Raw genomic sequence first — 20,587 nt, forward strand, 5'->3', positions numbered from 1 at the left:
CATCTATACAGTGTCATTTTTTTCGTGTTTTGTTGCATGGAAAATTTTTTTCTGTTTTTACTCCTCAAGCGGATCAAAATACGTTACAAACTGATTTCCGGCTGCTTCAAACATATCGGCACTTTCTTCCAGGCCGTAATAATAGGTCTCGGCTTCTCCCGGTTTTAACAGGATTGTATTGTACTGGTCATATCCGGCAATGATCACAACGCCGTCTGCTGTTTTTGCCAGAACCGGCGTGCCCTCGCTTACATAATACAGCACACTGTCGAGTGTACATCCGGTCAGGTCAAGTACCTGTTTGCCGAGATTTTTTGACAGTTTTTTGATGTTCATCTTACCGCTTAAAATCACATCCGGAAACGTACTAATATCCAGCTTGCAGGTGGTCTGTTTGTTGCCTCGCTCCCAGATCAGCTGCTGTTTGTTGTTTACCACAACGCCAAGCTGATCATCTGCTCTCTGTACCGCCTCACTGATCGTGGTGTACATGCTGTCGAGATGACCTTTCGCATAGACATAGTAAAGTTCTTCTGTCTGTTTTTTGGCCGGAATCGATACTTCTGCAGCCTCTTCGCCTTCTGCCTTAACCTGTTTTGCATAAAGGATCTGCGGTGTTGTACCTTCCTCGATCGTCTCACCCGTTTTCAGAATGGTTTCTGTCTGTTTTTTGTCGCTTTCTACATACGCAAATCCATAAGCCGCTTCATCGTCCGCACTGCTGTTTACGATGTGATCCTGGCTGGTCTCTGTATAGCCGCGTTTCGTTTTCTTGACACGGTCCAGCGTCAGCAGTTTGTCATTTACGCTTCCGCCGATCACGTAACAACCGTCCGGCTCATAAGTCTTTAATGTCTCTCCCGCAGAATTTACGATCAGTACTTTGTACATCGGGAATACTTCGCTTCCTTTGTCTTCTGTGTCAATATCCGAAACCTTCGCCACGCCGTATACCAAGTCAGAATCGATAAATCCGATTGGCTGCAGACGTTCATCACTGTCGCAGGTAAATGCAGTATCGTTTCCTGTTTCCAGATCACGCAGATTCAGCGTAGAAGAATCGTATTTTTCATTTTCCTGAAGCCATGCAAATTTTCCTCCGGTGGAAGAGCCGACATAACATCCGCTGCTTAAGTTGGAAAACTGTTCTGTCACTGAATTATCTGTGATATTGATATCGTAAAAACTTCCTTCCAGTGTCAGATAAAAATGTGTCCGATCCGCTGACATATAACCCAGATTTTCGACATCTTTATCCAGCAGGGAAAATGCTTCCTGTGTTTCCACGTAAAGTCGCTCCGTGATGCTCGTTGTCGCTGCATTGTAAGTATAGACCGCAACGCCGCACTCTCCTTCGTGTTTGCCGCGGTTCATATAACCGCACAGAAGGAAGGTCATATTTCCGCTGGAATCTATATTTATGATGCGGATATTATTTTCATCATAAATATCTCTCGCATCCAGCTTTCCATTCTGAAGGAAACTGAACACCTGCGTCAGCTTTTTCGTCCCCGTTTCATAAAGCCACAGGGAACCCTGCTGTGCAAATGCAAAATATTTTTTGTCGGTATCACTTTTGTAGGTCAGATCCCGGCTGTTGATGCCAAGGCGGATACCATTTGTCACAAGAATCGAATTTTCCGGATCAAAAATCTCATTTGTATCACGCTCAAAATCAAGCAGCATGACCTGCGATTCTGCGTATCGCATACGGTAATATTCTGTCACATGATACATTTCCATATCCTCGGTATCACCGGTCGCTGTGATCACATAATCCATTTCCAGTGTTGCCGTGTTTTCGTTTAATTCCTTGATGCTCGGGATCGGTTTTAAATATGCCTGCGGCGTGAGCCGTCCCCACATCAGCTGTGCCCCGGAACTGTGGATGTCCATATGGGCAAGCGTTGTGTTATCGGCATCTTCATTTGGCTCGATCGTCTGTGAGATCATTCCGTCTTCATCATTCCCGTTTAAACATCTCTCATAAAATCCGGTTGCAAAATTCAGGTAGTTTTCTGTATTCAGGTTCGCCTGGTTGATAATGCGTGTGTAATAATAAATATCCCTGACACCGGCAGTCACTTTGATCTTCATGATATATTCTGTGTTGATCAGGATCTTATTATTAACTTTCAGTTCTGCTGTCACATAATCATCCTGGTTGCCAAGTGTCGTTACCAGCGTATTTTCCAGTGATTTGCTGCCATCCGCAGACAGTACTTCGTAGCTGACGCTGCTGATCTGGTTTTCAAACGGCTGGATCTGTATATTTACTGTTTTATCATTACTGAGCGGTGTCAGTGTATCCCGCATGGCAATGACATCCATTTCCTGTGCATAACCATGCATACAGTTGATCTGTTTTCCGTTCAGATCAACATAAACCAGCGGAAACGTAGCTTGTGCCATCACTTCAGAGGTATCTGCCATTTTTTTTCCGAGGATTTTGGATGTACCAAAGACAGCCGCCGCAAAAACAAGCACCAGAACTACGATCCTTATCAATATTTTCTTCATTTATATTTCCCCTTTTTCTTTTTTCAAACGTCCAAGCAGCGGATCAACACCAAGAAATTTCTCACAGGCATCCAGTTCTTTGATCTCATGTGGTTTTCCGGTTTTTACTGCTCTTATAAGAATATTTTTCGGAGTATGCTCCATATCAATAAACTCCAGGATCTGCACCTGATATCCGGCTTCTTCCAGTCTTCCTGCCCGGAGTGCGTCCGTCACAAGTGCAGCGATCCGCTCCTTGATCAGACCATATTTCAGAACTGGTTTCAGAATCTCATTTTCCATCTGTTTATTCAGTTCATGCTGACAGCAAGGCACAGACAGGATTACTTTTGCATCCCATTCCAGAGCCTTCTCCAGGGCATAATCTGTGGCCGTATCACAGGCGTGCAGCGTCACAACCATGTCCACTTTGGAAACGCCCTCGTAATCTGCAATATCTCCGGTCAGAAAAGTCAGTTTATCATAGCCGTATTTTTCCGCAAGGGCATTGCAGCGTGCGATCACATCTTCTTTCAGATCCAGTCCGATCACACGGATATCATAGCCATTTAAAATCTTCAGATAATAATAAAGTGCAAACGTCAGGTAAGATTTGCCGCATCCGAAATCCAGGATCGTAAGCTCTCTGCCCTTTTCCATCTGTGGCAGGATATCCTGCACAAACTCCAAGAAACGGTTGATCTGGCGAAATTTGTCGTATCTGGCATGCACGATCCTGCCCTCTGCAGTCTGCACTCCAAGATCAATCAGAAACGGCACCGGAATCCCTTCCTCCAGAATGTAATGTTTCTTACGATTGTGCATCAGAACCGGTGCATCCAGTTTTGTCACACTCTTTTTACGTTTGATCGTCACTTTTCCCTTTTTGCTGATCAGAACTGTGATCAGCTCGTCCTGCATCTGAATCTGAAGCTGCCGGAAATCCTCTTCCATAAATTTCAGAACATCCCCGATCAGCTCATCACGATCGCGGTTGCTGTGAAACTCCTGCTTCCCCTTGCGTGCTGCAGACTGAAACATCAGACTTCCTTTTTGCAGAACCGGCCGGATACGCACTTTGGAAATGCCATCCTTGTCCCTCGCCCCGCTTGCTGTCATATGTATCAGCTTTTCACAGACACACTCCTCCAGCAATATTTTTAATTCTTCCATATATCCTATACCCTTTCTTTTCAAGTCGAACGCACGTGAGACTTGGTGCGTGATTCTGGTCAGCGAAAGCTGACATATTCTTCTCAGAATCACTACACATACTCGCGGAGTGTTTATCTCAGTCGGAGATTGTACTCCCACTGAGAAAGACTTGTTATTACTCACCACTTGCAGAAGTGGGAGTCTTCTCGACTGAGATAATACGACTGAGATGAGAACTGCTGTATGACCCCAGCAGTCCCCTCCATTGTAATGTCTTTGCTTTAAAACCACAACTTAAATTTTTTTAAACTGACCGCAGTATCCCAGGTTCCACGTGCGTTCGACTTGAATTCAGTATCTCCTGCGGCAGCTTCGCCGTCTGCACCTCCTGCGGTACATTTCCTGATACAGAAGCACCTCGATTATGTCCCCCAGCCAGTTTTTACGCGGCGGATAACGTCTGTACACCTCTTGCTGCATGACCATCGCCTGATCCCGGTCATCCTCCTCTTCGACCGGATATTTCTCCTGAACCTTATCATAAATCCGGTTTTTGATCCGCTCAAACATCACCTTATCCGGATACTCATCAAACATCATGCTGCCGTCGTACTCCATCTGGTCACACTCATCCTCCACTACACTTAGAACATCCTTCGCCACCTCCGGATAAAGTTCCTTCATCTTCTTCATGTCCCGCTCATTTTGCATCTCATCCAGATATGCCTGCGGATACATGTTTGCCGGATAAACAGGATAACCACCTGCCATGCCCATCCACGGTGCCATCGGGCTTTCCACCGGCATCATCGCTCCCGGCATCGGATAACCCTGATGATATGACATAAAATTCCACGGAAATTTTTCTTCAAAAGAATCCACGATTGTCTCACTCCATTCGCAAAACATTTGCTATAAAATATGCTTTCCCCTGTGCAGACGTGAAAAAAGTGGTACAATAAATGATGCCAAGGATGAAAAAGTCCAACGTCGTTCTTGCTTGCAAGATAAGACGATTGACCTTTTCATCCGCTTAAACATGAGGAAGAAGCAATTTACGCAGTAAATTTGCGTATTCCGAATGTTTACAGGATTGCGAAAGCTGATTTTCAGCGGAGCAATCCGTGGCATCATCTTTCTCACCATGCAGATTTAACATGAATGGATTTTGGGAGCTTGCTCACAAAAGACCATTCTGATAAAGCAAACCGAGGTGTCCCCACATGCGTACGATCTTTCATATTGATGTAAATTCCGCTTATCTAAGCTGGACGTCTGTCGAAAATTTAAAAACAGGAAACGGTCCGGATCTGCGAGAAATCCCTGCCATCATCGGCGGCGATCAGAAGACACGCCACGGCGTTGTCCTCGCCAAATCCATTCCGGCAAAAAAATTCGGCATCCACACAGGCGAACCTGTCGTGAATGCCTTAAAAAAATGTCCAAATCTTATAATGGCACCGCCCAACCACGACCTTTATCATGCGTACAGCCGCCGCATGATGGACTTTCTGCACAGCCTGACCCCTGATATCGAACAGGTCAGCATTGATGAATGTTTCCTGGATTTTACCGGGATTTCCCATCGCTATCCGTCACCTTACGCCGCTGCCAGATACATCAAGGACGAAATCCACAGCCGCTTTGGCTTTACCGTAAATGTCGGTATTTCTTCCAATAAACTTCTGGCAAAAATGGCATCGGATTTTGAAAAGCCGGATAAAATACACACTCTGTTTCCAGACGAAATCCCGCAGAAAATGTGGCCTCTTCCGATCGGAGAACTGTTCATGGCAGGCAAATCTTCCGTGAAAGCTCTGAACAACCTCGGCATCCGCACCATCGGAGAACTTGCTGCCTCCGACCCGAAACTGATCACGCTCAATCTGAAAAGCCATGGAACCATGCTCTGGAATTACGCAAATGGCATCGATAACAGCCCGGTCTGTTCCACCCCGGCGGAGGCAAAAGGGATTGGAAACTCTACCACTCTGTCCTCCGACCTGACAAAAGAATGCGAGGCTGTACCGATCCTGCACTCCCTTGCAGAAAGTGTTGCATCCCGCCTGCGAAAAGCACACAAAAAAGCCGGCAGCATCTGTGTGGAAATCAAATACTACGATTTTCAGTCTGTTTCCAGACAAACCCAGATTGATATTCCAACAAATTCTACCGACCTGATCACTCAGACCTCTAAACGGCTCTTCCACGAACTCTGGAATCAGCAGCCCGTTCGCCTGTTAGGTATCCGCACTACCAAACTCGTCGATGAAAATGAGCCCGTCCAGCTTTCCTTGTTTGACCTGGATTTTTCCGATACCTCTGCAAACAAAACAAATGCCAATGCCGATTTTCCGAAAAAACCATCCCCGGAAAAACAGAAAAAACTGGATGCAGCACTTGATTCTATTCGCAAAAAATATGGAAAAAAAGCGGTGACACGAGCAAGTGAGATGGAGTAAAAAAACTACCTCTCCACTTTCTTCTTTCTTCTCTTCTGTGGCTTTTTCGTCTTTTTCTTCACAGAATACCCGAACGTCCCGATCTCTTTTCCGAGATCCAGATATTCTCCGTGCGAATATGCGATCAGCCCGCTTTTATTGAGCTGAAATTTTCCATTCTCATCAAGATATTTTTCATCGACATGAACTGCCAGTACTTCTGCGAGGAACATATGGTGCGAACCGAGTTCTTTCTTCTCGGTGATACGGCACTCGATATTGACCGGTGCTTCCGCGATCAGCGGTGCTTTGACCTTCGTTGCTTCCACCGCAGTCAGCCCGGTCTCTTTGAATTTATCGACATCCCGGCCGGAACGTACGCCGCAGTAGTCAGTTGCCCGTGCCAACTCTTTTGTTGTCAGGTTGATGACAAATTCTCCTGTCTCATCCAGAATATCATACGAATAACGCTGCGGTCTTACCGAAATATAAACCATCGGCGGGTTGGTACAGACGGTTCCCGTCCACGCCACCGTGATGATGTTTGGTTTCTCGCCCTCCCTCTGACAGCTGACCATCACTGCCGGAAGCGGATAGATCATATTTCCCGGTTTCCAGATTTGCTTTGCCATAATTATAATTGCCTCCTATTGCTGCATTGCCGTCATAAAGCTCGGGATCAGCTGTTTCTTTCTGGAAACAACACCCGGCAGGATCACAGACTGCTCGCCTTCCTGCGGCTCTTTGTGGAACGCTTCGCTTACCACATTTTTGCTGTCTCCGCCGTAGAATAGCAGCTCTGTGCTTTCGTTGATAATATCTGTCAGCATAAAGAACAGCATGGATTCTCCGTGGCTTCCCAGAGCCTTTTCCATATATGGAAGCAGTTCTTTCTTGATCTCGGTCAGCTCATCCTCATTTACAGAAGTGATCTGTCCAACGCCAAAGCTGGATTTATTTAACTCAAATTTCTTGAAATCCTGATAGAAGATTTCTTCCGGTGATTTATTCTTTAAGTTGCTTCCCGCTGCAAACATCTCGGATGCCAGCTCTTCGCATTTGACACCGGCGATCTCCGCCAGCTTTTCTGCCGCTGCCTTGTCCATCGCCGTACAGGTCGGAGAACGGAACATCAGCGTATCCGAAAGAATCGCAGAACAGAGCAGTCCGGCAATATTTGGTTCAATCGTCAGATTTTTTTCCTGATAAACCTGATACAGAATCGTTGCCGTACATCCAACCGGCTGATTGCGGAAATAAACCGGAGCCATCGTCTGCAAAGATCCGATCCTGTGGTGATCGATGATCTCCAGAATCTCTGCACTTTCGATGTTGTCAACCGCCTGCGAAATTTCATTGTGATCCACAAGGCAGAGCTGTCTGCGTTTGATACCCAGCAAGTTACGTCTGGAAACCATTCCCACATATTTTCCGTGTTTATTCAGAACCGGGAAATCTCTGTGACGCAGTTTTGCCATGACTTCTTTGATATCATCCGTATAATCGTCAATACTGAATTTCACCAGATTCTCACTGGTCATAAAATGTTTCACCGGCATACTCTGATTGATCAGTCGTGCAACCGTATAAGTATCATGCGGAGAACTGATCACAAAACATTCTCTCTCCTCTGCCAGTCGGCGGATCGTCTTCGAAATCGGAACGCCCATACAGACGATGATGCAGCTCGCCCCCATCTCGATCGCACAAAGCTGAGCTTCATAACGGTTTCCCAGAATCACCAGATCATTCTGCTCCACACTTTGTTCCATCACTTCCGGGCTGGATGCTGCGATCAGCACCTTTCCATCCGTAAAATGTGCATGCTCATTTCCAACGATCATCGTTCCATCTACTGTTTCCAAAATGTTGCGATACGGCGTTCTTGCCTCAGAAAGTGCTGCATTGTTGTAAACATCCATGTACGATTCTGTAATGTCGTTTGTCGTGATCAGACCCTCCAGCTCCTGATTCTGATTAAGGATCGGAAGGGTAAATACATTTTCATTCCGCATCAGCGTCCATGCTTTTTTCAGAGAAATTTTACTGTCCACTCCACCGACTTTACGCACATCCATGTCTTTGACACGCGTACCGACATTCGGCATATAGCCCGGTGTATTCATCTGAAAACGTTTCAGCACATACAGCGTTTCTTCGTTGATCTGACCGGCACGCTTTGCCTCGTAAACGGGATTTTCCTCCGTTCTGTTTTTGATATCTGCATAAGCGATCGCAGAACAGATCGAGTCCGTATCTGGATTCTTGTGTCCGATCACATAAATTTTCCTCTTATTGTTTTCCATAATAGCCTCCATATGATTATAACGTAAAACGCTCCGGCAGTAACTGCTCCAGTGTATAACTTTTCCAGTTTTCCGTATCTTTTGCCAGCAGAATCTCAAAATCTGCTTTGCAGAATTCTGCCATCACCTGACGGCACACGCCGCACGGCGGACAGTAATCTCCGGCTTCGCCCCGTTTATTTCCAACGATCGCTATCGCCGTAAAATCCCGCCTGCCTTCTGACACTGCCTTAAAAAATGCTGTCCGCTCCGCACAGTTGCCCGGCGAATATGCCGCATTCTCAATGTTGCAGCCCTGATAGATCTTACCGTCTTCTGTGAGCAGTGCCGCCCCGACCAGAAACTCTGAATACGGTGCATAAGCCTGCTGCTGTGCCAGAAAAGCCTGTCTTACCAGCTCTGTTCTGTCTCTGTCATCCATCCTGCAAATCCCTCCGTTATTCAGGTGCGATTTCAAGTGCCAGTTCCATCATATCATGAAAACTCTTTTCACGTTCTGCTGAGTTTGTCGCCTCTCCGGTAACAATGCTGTCCGAGATCGTACAGATCGCAAGAGCCTGTTTTCCGGTTCTCGCCGCATTCATATACAATGCCGCCGCTTCCATTTCCACGGCCAGTACGCCCATTTTCCGCCAGTTCACATCCAGGTTGGAATCGCTGTAAAAAGTATCCGAAGAAAGCAGATTTCCGACCATATAATGCAGACCTTCCCTTTTTTCTGCCGCTTCCACTGCTTTTCTCAAAAGTGGAAAAGATGCCGTTGGAGCAAAGCTTCCCGGAAGCTGATACTGTGCCGCAAAATTCGAATTTGTGCAGGCACCGATGCCAAATACCAGATCCCGCAGATGCAGATCTTCCCTGAGTGCACCTGCCGTGCCGATCCGGATAATATTTTCCACATCATAACCATTGAACAGCTCATAAGAATAAATGCCCATTGAAGGCATTCCCATGCCGCTCGCCATCACAGAAACTCTCTTGCCCTTATAAGTTCCCGTATAACCTGACATCTGGCGCACCGAGTTGACCAGAACTGCATCTTCCAGATAATGTTCCGCTATAAATCTCGCCCGCAGCGGATCACCCGGCATCAGTACTGTTTTTGCAAAATCACCCTTTTTTGCCTCTATATGAGGTGTCGGAATATTCATAAGTCCATCCTTTCCGCAGACACCCGTCTGCTCCTGTTTTTATTATTTTAGCATTTTTGAATGTCATGGTCAAAAGTTATTTCCCAAGTTGCTTTACAAATTCATCGCAAAAAGGTATATTGGAATCATATTTTACAGACCCGGCAGCAAGTCTTCCGGTCTGCATCTTTTTGCCTTAATACTACAAAATCAACAGGAGGTATTACAATGTCAGAAGAATTAAAAACATCTGAAGAACTCGCGGCAGAAGCCGAAACTTCGGCTGCTGAAACACCGGAAACCACCGAAACTGCCGCACCGGAAGAACCGGCAGAAACCATGGCTGATTACACTGAAGAACTGGAAGCTTCTTTCAAACAGATCCATGAAGGCGATATCCTCACCGGAACCGTAATCGGTGTTTCCGAATCTGAGATCACACTGGATCTGAAATACTACACCGAAGGTATCATCCGTCTGGAAGATTTCACAAGCGATCCTGGATTTAATCTCAAAGAAGATGTTCACATCGGTGATGAGATCTCCGCAACCGTGATCCGCAGAGATGACGGAGAAGGCCACATTCTGCTCTCCTCCAAAGAAGCGAATGACATTCTCGCATGGGACAAATTCAAAAAATACATGGAAGAAGGCACCAACCTGACCGTTAAGGTCGGTGGCATCGTAAAATCCGGTGTGGTTGCATACCTGGACGGCATCCGCGGTTTCATCCCGGCATCCAGGCTTTCCCTGAACTATGTAGAAGAAGACGCTCTGAACGACTGGCTCGGCAAAGAACTGGAAGTCCGTGTCATCAATGCTGATGCTGAAAATAAACGTCTCGTCCTTTCCGCAAGAGAGATCCTGCGTGAGAAAGCAGATGAAGAACGCAAAGCAAAAGTTTCCAACGTTCAGGTCGGACTCGTTACCGAAGGAACCGTAGAGACCATCAAACCTTACGGTGCATTTATCAACCTTGGAAATGGCCTGTCCGGTCTGCTGCACGTTTCTCAGATCTGCGAAAAACGTATCAAAACACCGGCAGCTGTTCTGTCCGAAGGTGATACTGTAAAAGTCAAGATCACTGCGATCAAAGACGGAAAACTGAGTCTGAGCATGAAAGCCCTGAACGATGTAGCCGCAGAAGAAGTCGAAGAAGAGACTTTCGAACTTCCGGAGACAGAAGCCGCTACCACAAGTCTTGGCTCCCTGTTCAAAAACATTAAGCTTTGATGTTACGATGAAAAGATGCATACGAATTGTTCCGTACTTTGTACTCCAACAATTCCGTCATGTATTAGTACATTCCAACAAAAAACAGGTCTGTTCAAGACCTGTTTTTGTTATTTTCACACACTTTTCACAGAGTGTTCATATTCTATTCATACATCATTGTTACTATGTAAACAGTTCAAGAGCGAAAGCTTTTGATACACTTTACACAAAGCAATAAATTTTTTCATAATAGCCTCCAATGTACCAGACATTGGGGGCACTCCTCATTTTACGGATATTTTTGTGCCGGATTTCACACACTCTCCGACACGTTTCTATTTTTCAATCCCCATTCTGGATGCCTGACCCTCATCAAACGGATGCTTGATCTTTTTGATCTGCGATACATAGTCTGCCGCAGCGATCATCGCCTCGCTTGGTGTATTTCCGGTCAGGATCACTTCCAGCTTGTCCGGTTTCTTTTTTAGAAAGTCAAGTACCAGCTTTTCATCCAGCAGTCCCGCACTGATCGTATAGATCGTCTCATCCAGAAAAAGCACATCGAAGTCTTCCTCCACCGCTTTCTTTGTCACCTTCTCAAACTGACTGTTATAGAAAGCAAGACGTTCTTTCTTTTCCTGTTCCGTCATCTGAAAGCTGAATTTCTCCTGATCCAGTCCGTTTACGATTGAAACATTCTCTATCTTTTCCAGAATGTTTCGTTCACTCGTCTTGTTGTTTTTCATAAACTGATAGATCAGTACACGGTAGCCATAACCGGCTGCCCGCACACAGAGTCCCATTCCTGTTGTTGTCTTTCCTTTTCCGTCCCCGAAATAAATATGGACAAGCCCTGTTCCTTTTCGATTCATAATTTCTTTTTATACCTCCTGCATATTTGATCAAATCAGATGCATAGGAAATCTGATACATGATTCTGTCGGAATCACTTTGCAGGAGGCTTAAGTTCACTCCTACAGTTCCAGTTTCATATCGCCGTCTTTGATCCAGCCTTTTTTTCTCATAAATTCGGACACTGCCAGTGTGATTACTGCCGGCAGCACAATCTGGAATACCACAATGATGATCATTGTCATGGTACCTCCGATTTCCGGTGCCATCGTCTGATAGGTCATGATCTGCCCTACAAATCCTGCGGTTCCCATACCGGAGCCTGTTGCATTGCTCGTCATTTTGACCAGCATTGTGCTGACCGGTCCCAAAACGGCACTGGAAACAATCGCCGGAATCCATATGATTGGTTTTCTTACAATATTCGGCACCTGCAGCATAGATGTTCCAATGCCCTGTGCCAGAAGTCCGGCAACTTTATTTTCACGATAGCTTGCCACCGCAAATCCTACCATGTTACAGCAACATCCAATCGTCGCCGCACCGGCTGCAAGTCCGGAAAGATTTAAAATAATACCAAGAGCCGCAGAACTGATCGGCAGTGTCAGGATCATTCCCATCAGCACGGAAACCACGATTCCCATGATAAATGGCTGCTGTTCTGTTCCCCAGTTGATGATTGCACCAAGTCCGATCATAAATTTGGAAATCGGCGGTCCTACGATCAGACCGACTGCACATCCGGTTACGATCGTCACGATCGGTGTTACCAGAATATCTACTTTTGTCTTACCGGAAACCAGATGTCCCAGTTCAATTCCTGCAAATGCCGCTACAAATGCACCGAGCGGTTCTCCAGGTCCTGCCAGAACAACGCTTCCGTCAACCAGAAGTGAACCTGCCAGAATCTTACTTGCAAATCCTCCTGTCATGCCGGCCGTTGCCGCAGAAAGCACCACCAGCGGACTTTCCTGATAACGGTGTGCCACACCGACACCGATACCAGCACCGGTCATCGCCGCTGCCATCTTTCCCATGATAAAAAGCATGTCTCCAATGTTTCCGCCGATCAGATTTCCAATCTGTTGGATTATTGTACCAACAATCAGTGTAGAAAACAAGCCCAAAGCCATGCCACTCAAACCATCAATAAAAATGTGGTTCAGTAATTTTTTCATGCCTTTCTTTCCTCCTCGATAAAGTTTTCCCGGTCAGACTGCCTGTATGCACTTCCCGGAGTGAGTTTACACCTTTATATTGATTCTTCAGCAATGTCATTTCAGGTGTCTTGTCACCTTGAGAATGTAGCATATTTTCCAGCATTTATCAAGAATATTTTTCTGTCTGAACTCTTTACAGAACGGAAAGTTTATTGTATGATTCAGAATGATGTCAGAGCATTGGCAGACATTGTTTTGTATCTTGATCCATCAAACTGTTTTTCAGGAGAAAGGATGTAGCATGACCTCTAAGAAACTGAAAAAAACTTTTACTGCTGCCTTTTTGTCCGGCAGTATTCTTTTACAGAATTTTCCTGCTTTGGCAGCTGCTTCTGATACAACAGACTGGCTGAAGGAATCGCCGTTCCGCCAGGATATAACAACCGAAAAAAGTACTCCGACAGAATCCGTTCCGTCCGAAACCGAAACGGTATCCCCTGAAACATTAAGCACTTTTCAGACAGAAGCTGAGACAGAAGCTGAAACGGAAATCCCGGAAGAAAGCAAGTCTTCCAATAACACAGCTTCTTTTCTTATGGCTGATAATTCCGATACCTTTTCACAGATTCTGCAGGAAGCCACTCTTACACCTTCCTACACTTTTGATTCTCTGAATCAGGATTTTTCCTGGAAAGAGCTGAAAACAGAGCTTACCAGACGCATCAACAGCTATTCTTCCAAGTGGTCTGTTTATCTGAAAGACCTGACCACCGGAAATGTGATAAGCATCAACGAACGTGCCCAGGAGTCCGCAAGCCTGATCAAACTTTATGTGATGGGAGCCGTAATGCAGGAAATCCAGAACGGCAATCTGGAAATGAATGACACGACCAAACATCTTCTCGATGAAATGATCACAGTCAGCGATAATTCTGCCACAAATGAGCTGGTCCGTTATCTGAACAAAGATCACGACCACAAGAAAGGCATGAAGAAAGTAAATGCTTTCATAAAAGCGCAGGGATTTGAATATACGCACGAATACAACGGTCTGGAGGACACCAGTCTGTGGTATGACGCTGATACCAAAAACACAACTTCCGCCAAAGACTGCGGTCGCCTTCTGGAACGTATTTACCGCGGAGAATTTATCTCTCATCTCGCTTCCCGCCAGATGGAAGAACTTCTGTTAAATCAGCAGGTTACCTACAAAATCCCATCCACGATCCCGTCGGAATCGCGTGTTGCAAACAAAACCGGTGAGACTTCCGACTGCGAAAACGATGCAGCAATCGTCTACACACCAAAAGGCGATTATATTTTATGTATCATGTCCTGCGAGGTTTCCAGCAAAAGTTCTGCCGTAGATTCTCTTCAGGAAATGTCCTCCCTGATCTACAGCTACTTTATGAACCGTGACACCTCAAAAGTCAGCCGCCAGGTGGAGGCTACTGCAAAGGAAACCGATTAGGTTTGATATACAAAATGTAAAATTAATAAATTTTATGTTGTATGTTGTCAATTTATTTTATATATGCTAGACTAATAGTAATCAGATTAGAGCTAACGTAGGAATAGTCTGGTGGTTGTTCCTTCCGGAAACGGAAAGGAGATATTGTATGAATACACTTGAAGTATTAACACTTGTGCTTGTAATTTTTGCAGCACTTACATATATTGACAACCACCGTAAATAAAAAAGTGGCTATCTCCTACACCCCTAGGAGATAGCCGTGTGTAATTTATAAACTTCGTTTATAAGTTTCCGGTGGCAACCATCGGACATACGCAAACCCTCTGATTGCTTCTAAGATGATTATAAACTATTCACTTCCATTTTTCAAGTGAAAAAGTTTGAAGAGGCTGCCGTTTTCAGGCAGTCTCTTTACTTTCATTTTAAAATCCGCTATACTTGAAATCAATTACTTCTGCCCTTTATGGCAGCTTTTATATGGAGGTAGAAATGTTATGTTCCGTTTATGGGGGAAAATTTTTAAAGACAACCATATGCTTCGAGATACCGTCATAGAAGATGACCGAAACGATACACGCACACACAAAATCTTTGATTCTTTAGATCAGATCTGCTACGACTTTGATCTCGGCAAACCGATCTGGCTCGATTCCAATATTCAGGAATTCAAACGCCACAGCAAAACTCGTTTTTACCAGGATAGTTTTATAGAAGAAATCCCCTTCGACTACCTTGAACTTCAGGTAATCGAAGAGGATTGACAACTGTTTCAGCTATGTGCATCCTGTGATATCGAACTGTTTGGTATCACAGGATTTTTTTGATATTTTCATAGACTCCGTCCAGCAGTCTTTCACGAGTCTCTTTCGGTGCCCAGGCAATATGAGGCGTAATGATCAGCTTGCCGCTGTCCTGGATCTGCCTTAATGGATTGTCCTCCCTCATCGGCTCTCCGTCCAGCACATCCAGAGCCGCTGCCGCAATCTTATTTTCCTGCAAAGCCCACGTAAGTGCTTCCTGATCCACGATCGCTCCGCGTGCCACATTGATAAAAATTGCGGACTTCTTCATCTTCTCAAAAGCCTCTCTGTCAAAAAGTTTTCTTGTGGCCGGGTTCAGCGGTGCATGCACCGATATCAGATCCGAACGTTTCAGCAGTTCTTCAAAACTTACGCTCTCATACGGCTGATCCGTATTTTTCCCGGATGTTGAATAATAAATAACGTTGCAGCCAAATTCCTGTGCATGGGATGCCACACGTTTTCCGATCGCTCCCATGCCGACAATACCCCAGGTCTTTCCGTCAAGCTCTGAAAATTTCTGCTCAAAATGAGAAAACTGAGCGGAGGTACAATACGCACCTGATTTTACATAGTGATCATAATAGGCCAGTTTATGCAGAACATAGAACATCAGTGCAAATGTATGCTGTGCCACTGCTTCCGTAGAATAGCCGGCTACATTCGCTGACAGGATGCCGTGGCTGTCTGTATATGCCCGGTCAATATTGTCCATTCCCGTAGCCGTTACGGCTACCAGTTTCAGATGCGAAGCACCTGCCAGCGTTTTTTCATTCATCGGAATTTTGTTGATCACAACAACATCTGCATCTTTTACCCGCTCCGGCACCAGTTCCACCGGTGTGTCTCTGTATTTTGTTACATGTCCCAGTTCGTCAAATCTGTCCAGATTTATGTCATCACCAAGCGATATGGTCTCCAGAAATACAATCTCCATAGCAGTTTCCTCTCTTTCGTAATGCTAGTCTGCAGGGGAAATCCCTGCTCCATTATGACAATAACTCTTTCAGAACTTCCCGTATCACACGTTCCTGCTCATCCGAATCCATCTGCCGCAGAATCTTCGCCGTCTGCTCTTTAGGTGTATCCGCCGCAGCTGCTGTCTCACGGATACCCTCTCGGATTTTTCCGAGATTCTCCTTCAGCTCCTGCTTGTCCCTGATACCATCCTTGCTGTTCTTTACGTTCTTCTTTTTCCGTCCCGGCATGGAAACCATTTTTCCGAAATGTCCGGATACGTCTTCCGACTCAGCAGAAACTGCCACTTCTTCTGACGATGCATCGCATTTTGCCATTTCCACCTGATTTGCCGGTTTTGAAAATTCCGCCAGTATCGGCTGCACCGACTCCGGCTGTTTCTGTCTTGCAACAGAAGATTTTGCAGCCTGTACACCGGAAGAAGCATGAAGCACCAGCACATTATCCAGCTCGTCCTGCAAAGTAATCTCCAATGACTGTTTTGCAAATCCTGTATCCAGAACGCCAAAGACCAGAAGAAAAATTCCCTCCATCAGCAAAGTGCCTGTCAGATAAGTCTGACGCATGCCGCCAACCGCCTGCGGCTGGCTGATATACCATCCGACCGCTCCCAGTGCTGCACATAATATGGCAGCCATCTGTGCCATCCGTTTCCAGGCATGCAAAGATCCTCCAAAAAGACGGTACTCCAGCAGATTTTTGCGTATAAATGCTTCCGTGTTAAAAGCATTGACCGTATTCTGTTTCATTCTGCATACGTTCTGATAACGCTGGCGAAGCTGTTTCATAAACTTACCTTTCGCCATGCCCTGCCTTCTGACATCTCTGAGCAGGTTTCCATACATCGAACGAAGTACCACCTGGCTGATCACTCCCCAGGCACAGATCAATGCCATTGTGTAGAACAATATTGTCTGCTGACTTAAAAACTGTAACATGGATAATCCCCCTTCTGATCCTGCTTGTTTTCATTTCACGTTTCGCTGCTGCAGCAGTCACATTCTCCGGATGAATGTTGCAGGCACATTATAGCTTCAGAATTTGCATTTGAAAAGCAGAATCGTTCGACAATTTCTGCTCTTATAGCTCGAAAATCGGGGGATTTTTTTATGAAGTTCTTCAGTTTTCGTTCTTTTTTCTACGCTTCTTTTGCAGCCAGATTCTTCATCATGCCGCAAACCAGTCTGACGCTGTGAGCAACTGCCTGCTTCTCAAACGTCGGATAATCCATGGATGCACTGTCATCTGCCTTATCTGAAATCGCACGCAGAACAACAAACGGCACTTCATTTAAGTGTGCAGTCTGTGCGATCGCAGCACCTTCCATCTCGGTACAGTATCCTGCGAAAAGTGTCGAAATGTTCTCTTTGGTTTCTTTGTCTGCGATGAACTGATCGCCGCTGACAACTCTTCCGTGAAATACCTGAATTTCCGGATTAACCTCTTCACATACTTTCTCAGCCAGATCCGCAAGTGCCTTGTCCGCCTCAAAAGAGAACACATCCATCTGCGGAATCTGTCCCTTCGGATAACCAAAGCTTACTGCATCCATATCGTGATGAACCAGATCGCTGGAAATAACCAGATCACCGATGTTGATCTCCGCTTTCAGAGAACCGGCGATTCCTGTATTGATCACTGCTTTTACATCAAACACATCGATCAGGATCTGTGTGCAGACCGCCGCATTTACCTTCCCAACACCGCTGCGTACCACAACAACATCCTGACCTTCCAGAATGCCCTCGCAGAATTCCATGCCTGCTTTTGTCAGCTGACGTGTAATTTGCATCTGCTCCTTCAGCTCTTTTACCTCAACTTCCATTGCTCCTATAATTCCAATTGTACCCATGTTTGTCTGCCACTCAAAATGTGATTAAATATGCTCACATTGAGATAATGTAAGTTCTCACGAACATTACTTACTATTTCATCGTGTATGCTTTGGATTGACCGAAATCATATCTACTCGCAAGTTCTTGTACACTCCATAGTCGTAAATTCCCGAAAATAGCCTTCGGTACATACTTACGTTTGCGTTTTAGTTATGCAACTTCGTAAGTTATCGCATCTCTCAAATTAAGTGCAGCATTGAAATCTCTGTCTTCGACATAACCGCAACTGCATTTAAACATTCTATCTGAAAGCTTTAAATCTTTTTTGACAGTGCCACAGCAGTGACAGGTTTTAGATGATGGATACCATCTGTCTACTACTCGAAGTTCGATTCCATTTTCATTGCATTTAGCTTGAAGCTTTGTTCTAAATTCATAAAACTTCTGTGAAGCAACAACTTTTGAAAGATGTCTGTTTTTCATCATACCTTTTACATTCAAATCTTCAACCGTAATATAAGATGGTTTGGTTTTTACTATCTCTGCGATTGTTTTATTGATGTAATCAGTACGAATATTATCTATTCTATGATGAAGTTTCTGTACCTTAAGCCTTTGTTTTTGTATATTTGTTTTTTGAGTGGACTCTCCTTTCTTTAAATTTTCATACTTTCGAGAAAGACTTCTCTGTTCTCGAATAAGCTGTTTTTCAAGTTTCTTTAATCTTGCAGATTTGTTAATGTTCTTATAAGTTTTACCATTAGAAACAATGGCAAAATCCTTTAATCCAAGGTCAATGCCAATTCCTGCATTGGAATTATTGGCTATCTTGTTATTTAAAATTTCTACAAGAACAGAAACATAGTATCTGTCAGCTTTCATTGAGACCGTGCCGCTTTTAATCACATATCCGTCTTTAGTTGTTGGAATATATCCTTTTTCTTTGATGCGAACCCAACCAAGTGACGGAATATTGATCCTGTGCCTTTCGCAACGACAATCTTTTGGATTATTCTTTACAAAATACATCTTTACATCAGATTTTCCTTTCTTTTTGAAATTAGGAAAAGCACTCTCGTGATTAAAAAATCTTGCAAAAGCAGTTTGTCCGTTATTTACTGCCTGTGTTACTGCTTTTGAATAAACTTCCTTAATCCACGAATACTCTGGATGCTCAGAAAGATATTCATGGTTAAGCCAGACTCTAAACTTGTTACTACTCATAAACTTTTCACCATTGTCGTAAAGTTCTTTGTTATGAGCAAGATAGAAATTATAAATAAATCTACAAGTTCCTATCGTCTTATGAATCTTGACTTTCTGTTCCTCTGACGGATTTATTTCCGTCTTGAAGCTCTTTAGCAATTTCCACATCCCTTTCTATTTGTTTTTTATACTTACGAAGTCCGTACAACCTACAAGAGAACACATGGAGTATTGAAACAATATCCTGCACGAGTTCTTCTTGTGGTGATAGTTCTTCATTGTTCACTACCACGATGGTCGTATTGAACTTCGTACAGAATTTTTCAAACCAGTCGTAACCAAATCTGATAAATCTATCTTTGTGAGTTACGATTATAGTTTTGATTTTTTGTTCCATCACTTCATCTAATAATTCGTTCCACTTTTTACGATTGTAATTAAGACCGCTTCCATAATCTTCAATACACTGGTCTACAATAATACCTTTGGCATTACAAAACTGTCGTAAAAATGTAACCTGGTTTTGTAAATCATCTTTTTGATTTCTTGTAGATACCCTGGCATAAATAACTACCTGACGTTGGTCATCTTCAGTATTTATTCCTTTGAATTGTAGATATTGGTCATAAGTGTAATAACGTCTATCAGTTGGAGTCCGGTTTGCCTTTAGAGTTCCTTCTCTATCCCAACGCTGTAATGTTTTTACAGATACACCTAACAGTTCAGCAAAATCTTTTGGCTTGTAATTTGTGATATTTGATGTGTTCATAATAATTTATTCCTTTGAGTATATTTAAACACATTTAATCACATTAGTCAATAAATCCGATTGTTTAGGATACTCTCCTTCTATATTAATGATGTTTGGGTCAAAAGCCCCCAACTTTGATGCCTGCGGATTGTTCCGTGCTACGCACTCCCACAATCTGGCATCATATTAATGAATTTGGCACTTATAAAATCCATTCATTTTTCTGTAATTTAAGATTTTTATTACAACACTTCTATTTTTACCGTAAAATCAGGTCTATGTCAAGCTGAGCAAAATTTCATATCAGTGGGATTTTTGCAGAATACAATATGTCTTGCATCCGCCTGATAAAATGCGTATAATCAAGTCAAAGCATCAGGAAATCTTGCTCCGTGAGATGACAGGTATTTCCTGACTCGCATAAAAAACAGGAGGTATTTAAAATGCAGGTATATAAAACAAGAGGTGTCTGTTCTCAGGCAATTCAGTTCGAACTGGACGGAGACACCATCAAACACGTAAACTTTATCGGCGGATGTTCCGGAAACACACAGGGCGTTGCACGCCTGGTAGAAGGCATGAAAGTAAAAGATGCCATCGCCAGACTGGAAGGCATCCACTGTGGTCCAAGACCAACTTCCTGCCCGGATCAGCTGGCAAAGGCATTAAAAGAAGCAGCAAATACTTCGATCCAATAATGATTGCAATCAAGTAGGAGGCGGTGACTAACCGCCGTCCTCTCACACCACCGTGCGTACCGTTCGGTACACGGCGGTTTCAATAGT

19 protein-coding genes are annotated in these 20,587 nt (G+C 44.3%); 5 read left to right on the forward strand and 14 right to left on the reverse strand.

Annotated features, from left to right (window positions below; genetic code table 11):
* Positions 1-57: 57 nt before the first annotated feature.
* From GPK60_RS08590 to GPK60_RS08600, 3 genes are all read right to left on the reverse strand, one after another.
* Complete coding sequence (locus tag GPK60_RS08590; RefSeq protein WP_173896184.1) at positions 58-2,520, reverse strand: hypothetical protein; 2,463 nt, start codon at positions 2,518-2,520, stop codon at positions 58-60.
* The gene (locus GPK60_RS08595; RefSeq protein WP_022117916.1) at positions 2,521-3,672 is read right to left on the reverse strand and encodes an SAM-dependent methyltransferase; all 1,152 of its coding nucleotides are present in this window, start codon (positions 3,670-3,672) and stop codon (positions 2,521-2,523) included.
* 333 nt (positions 3,673-4,005) lie between these two features.
* Positions 4,006-4,563, reverse strand: coding sequence for a hypothetical protein (locus GPK60_RS08600; RefSeq protein WP_173887189.1), 558 nt, complete (start codon positions 4,561-4,563; stop codon positions 4,006-4,008).
* A 314-nt stretch (positions 4,564-4,877) separates the two neighbouring features.
* On the opposite strand from GPK60_RS08600, the gene GPK60_RS08605 reads away from it, so the two are divergent.
* Positions 4,878-6,116: a DNA polymerase IV gene (locus GPK60_RS08605; RefSeq protein WP_215659309.1), complete on the forward strand. Its 1,239-nt coding sequence runs from the start codon at positions 4,878-4,880 to the stop codon at positions 6,114-6,116.
* Between the two features lie 5 nt (positions 6,117-6,121).
* Here the strand turns inward: GPK60_RS08605 and GPK60_RS08610 are convergent, their stop codons facing one another.
* Genes GPK60_RS08610 through deoD form a run of 4 tightly spaced genes read right to left on the reverse strand, consistent with a single transcriptional unit; the run spans position 6,122 to position 9,552 of the window.
* Complete coding sequence (locus GPK60_RS08610; protein ID WP_022118375.1) at positions 6,122-6,727, reverse strand: flavin reductase family protein; 606 nt, start codon at positions 6,725-6,727, stop codon at positions 6,122-6,124.
* A gap of 15 nt (positions 6,728-6,742) precedes the next feature.
* Positions 6,743-8,401 carry a putative manganese-dependent inorganic diphosphatase gene (locus GPK60_RS08615; RefSeq protein WP_215659311.1) on the reverse strand — a complete coding sequence of 553 codons (1,659 nt, stop codon included), beginning with the start codon at positions 8,399-8,401 and terminating at the stop codon, positions 6,743-6,745.
* Between the two features lie 16 nt (positions 8,402-8,417).
* Positions 8,418-8,822: a cytidine deaminase gene (locus GPK60_RS08620; protein WP_173897790.1), complete on the reverse strand. Its 405-nt coding sequence runs from the start codon at positions 8,820-8,822 to the stop codon at positions 8,418-8,420.
* Between the two features lie 16 nt (positions 8,823-8,838).
* Positions 8,839-9,552, reverse strand: coding sequence for a purine-nucleoside phosphorylase (gene deoD, locus GPK60_RS08625; RefSeq protein ID WP_022118372.1), 714 nt, complete (start codon positions 9,550-9,552; stop codon positions 8,839-8,841).
* A gap of 207 nt (positions 9,553-9,759) precedes the next feature.
* On the opposite strand from deoD, the gene GPK60_RS08630 reads away from it, so the two are divergent.
* Positions 9,760-10,764, forward strand: coding sequence for a S1 RNA-binding domain-containing protein (locus GPK60_RS08630; RefSeq protein ID WP_215659313.1), 1,005 nt, complete (start codon positions 9,760-9,762; stop codon positions 10,762-10,764).
* Positions 10,765-11,081: 317 nt separating this feature from the next.
* Here the strand turns inward: GPK60_RS08630 and GPK60_RS08635 are convergent, their stop codons facing one another.
* On the reverse strand, positions 11,082-11,618 hold the full coding sequence (locus GPK60_RS08635; RefSeq protein ID WP_022118370.1) for a cob(I)yrinic acid a,c-diamide adenosyltransferase: 537 nt from the start codon (positions 11,616-11,618) through the stop codon (positions 11,082-11,084).
* Between the two features lie 102 nt (positions 11,619-11,720).
* On the reverse strand, positions 11,721-12,776 hold the full coding sequence (locus tag GPK60_RS08640; RefSeq protein WP_173866061.1) for a PTS sugar transporter subunit IIC: 1,056 nt from the start codon (positions 12,774-12,776) through the stop codon (positions 11,721-11,723).
* 283 nt (positions 12,777-13,059) lie between these two features.
* Here GPK60_RS08640 and GPK60_RS08645 point away from each other — a divergent pair, with 283 nt between their 5' ends.
* Together GPK60_RS08645 and GPK60_RS08650 are read left to right on the forward strand one after the other, a co-directional pair.
* Positions 13,060-14,229, forward strand: a complete 1,170-nt coding sequence (locus GPK60_RS08645) for a serine hydrolase (RefSeq protein WP_173866062.1) — start codon at positions 13,060-13,062, stop codon at positions 14,227-14,229.
* Positions 14,230-14,726: 497 nt separating this feature from the next.
* Complete coding sequence (locus tag GPK60_RS08650) at positions 14,727-14,993, forward strand: hypothetical protein (RefSeq protein ID WP_022118153.1); 267 nt, start codon at positions 14,727-14,729, stop codon at positions 14,991-14,993.
* Between the two features lie 46 nt (positions 14,994-15,039).
* Here the strand turns inward: GPK60_RS08650 and GPK60_RS08655 are convergent, their stop codons facing one another.
* The 5 genes from GPK60_RS08655 to GPK60_RS08675 form a co-directional block, all read right to left on the reverse strand.
* On the reverse strand, positions 15,040-15,969 hold the full coding sequence (locus GPK60_RS08655; RefSeq protein ID WP_173866063.1) for a D-2-hydroxyacid dehydrogenase: 930 nt from the start codon (positions 15,967-15,969) through the stop codon (positions 15,040-15,042).
* Positions 15,970-16,021: 52 nt separating this feature from the next.
* Entirely contained in the window at positions 16,022-16,948 is a 927-nt protein-coding gene (locus GPK60_RS08660) for a hypothetical protein (RefSeq protein WP_215659315.1), read from the reverse strand.
* Between the two features lie 200 nt (positions 16,949-17,148).
* Positions 17,149-17,862 carry a 5'-methylthioadenosine/adenosylhomocysteine nucleosidase gene (locus tag GPK60_RS08665; RefSeq protein ID WP_173897795.1) on the reverse strand — a complete coding sequence of 238 codons (714 nt, stop codon included), beginning with the start codon at positions 17,860-17,862 and terminating at the stop codon, positions 17,149-17,151.
* A gap of 193 nt (positions 17,863-18,055) precedes the next feature.
* Positions 18,056-19,210 carry a transposase gene (locus GPK60_RS08670; RefSeq protein ID WP_346727749.1) on the reverse strand — a complete coding sequence of 385 codons (1,155 nt, stop codon included), beginning with the start codon at positions 19,208-19,210 and terminating at the stop codon, positions 18,056-18,058.
* Positions 19,149-19,805, reverse strand: coding sequence for an IS607 family transposase (locus GPK60_RS08675; protein ID WP_173789473.1), 657 nt, complete (start codon positions 19,803-19,805; stop codon positions 19,149-19,151). Before GPK60_RS08675 ends, GPK60_RS08670 begins: the two co-directional genes overlap by 62 nt.
* A 440-nt stretch (positions 19,806-20,245) precedes the next feature.
* Here GPK60_RS08675 and GPK60_RS08680 point away from each other — a divergent pair, with 440 nt between their 5' ends.
* Positions 20,246-20,500, forward strand: a complete 255-nt coding sequence (locus GPK60_RS08680; RefSeq protein WP_215659317.1) for a TIGR03905 family TSCPD domain-containing protein — start codon at positions 20,246-20,248, stop codon at positions 20,498-20,500.
* Positions 20,501-20,587 lie beyond the last annotated feature (87 nt).

It is taken from the genome of Ruminococcus sp. MCC718 (genome assembly GCF_018783905.1).
Lineage (GTDB): Bacteria > Bacillota > Clostridia > Lachnospirales > Lachnospiraceae > Hominisplanchenecus > Hominisplanchenecus faecis.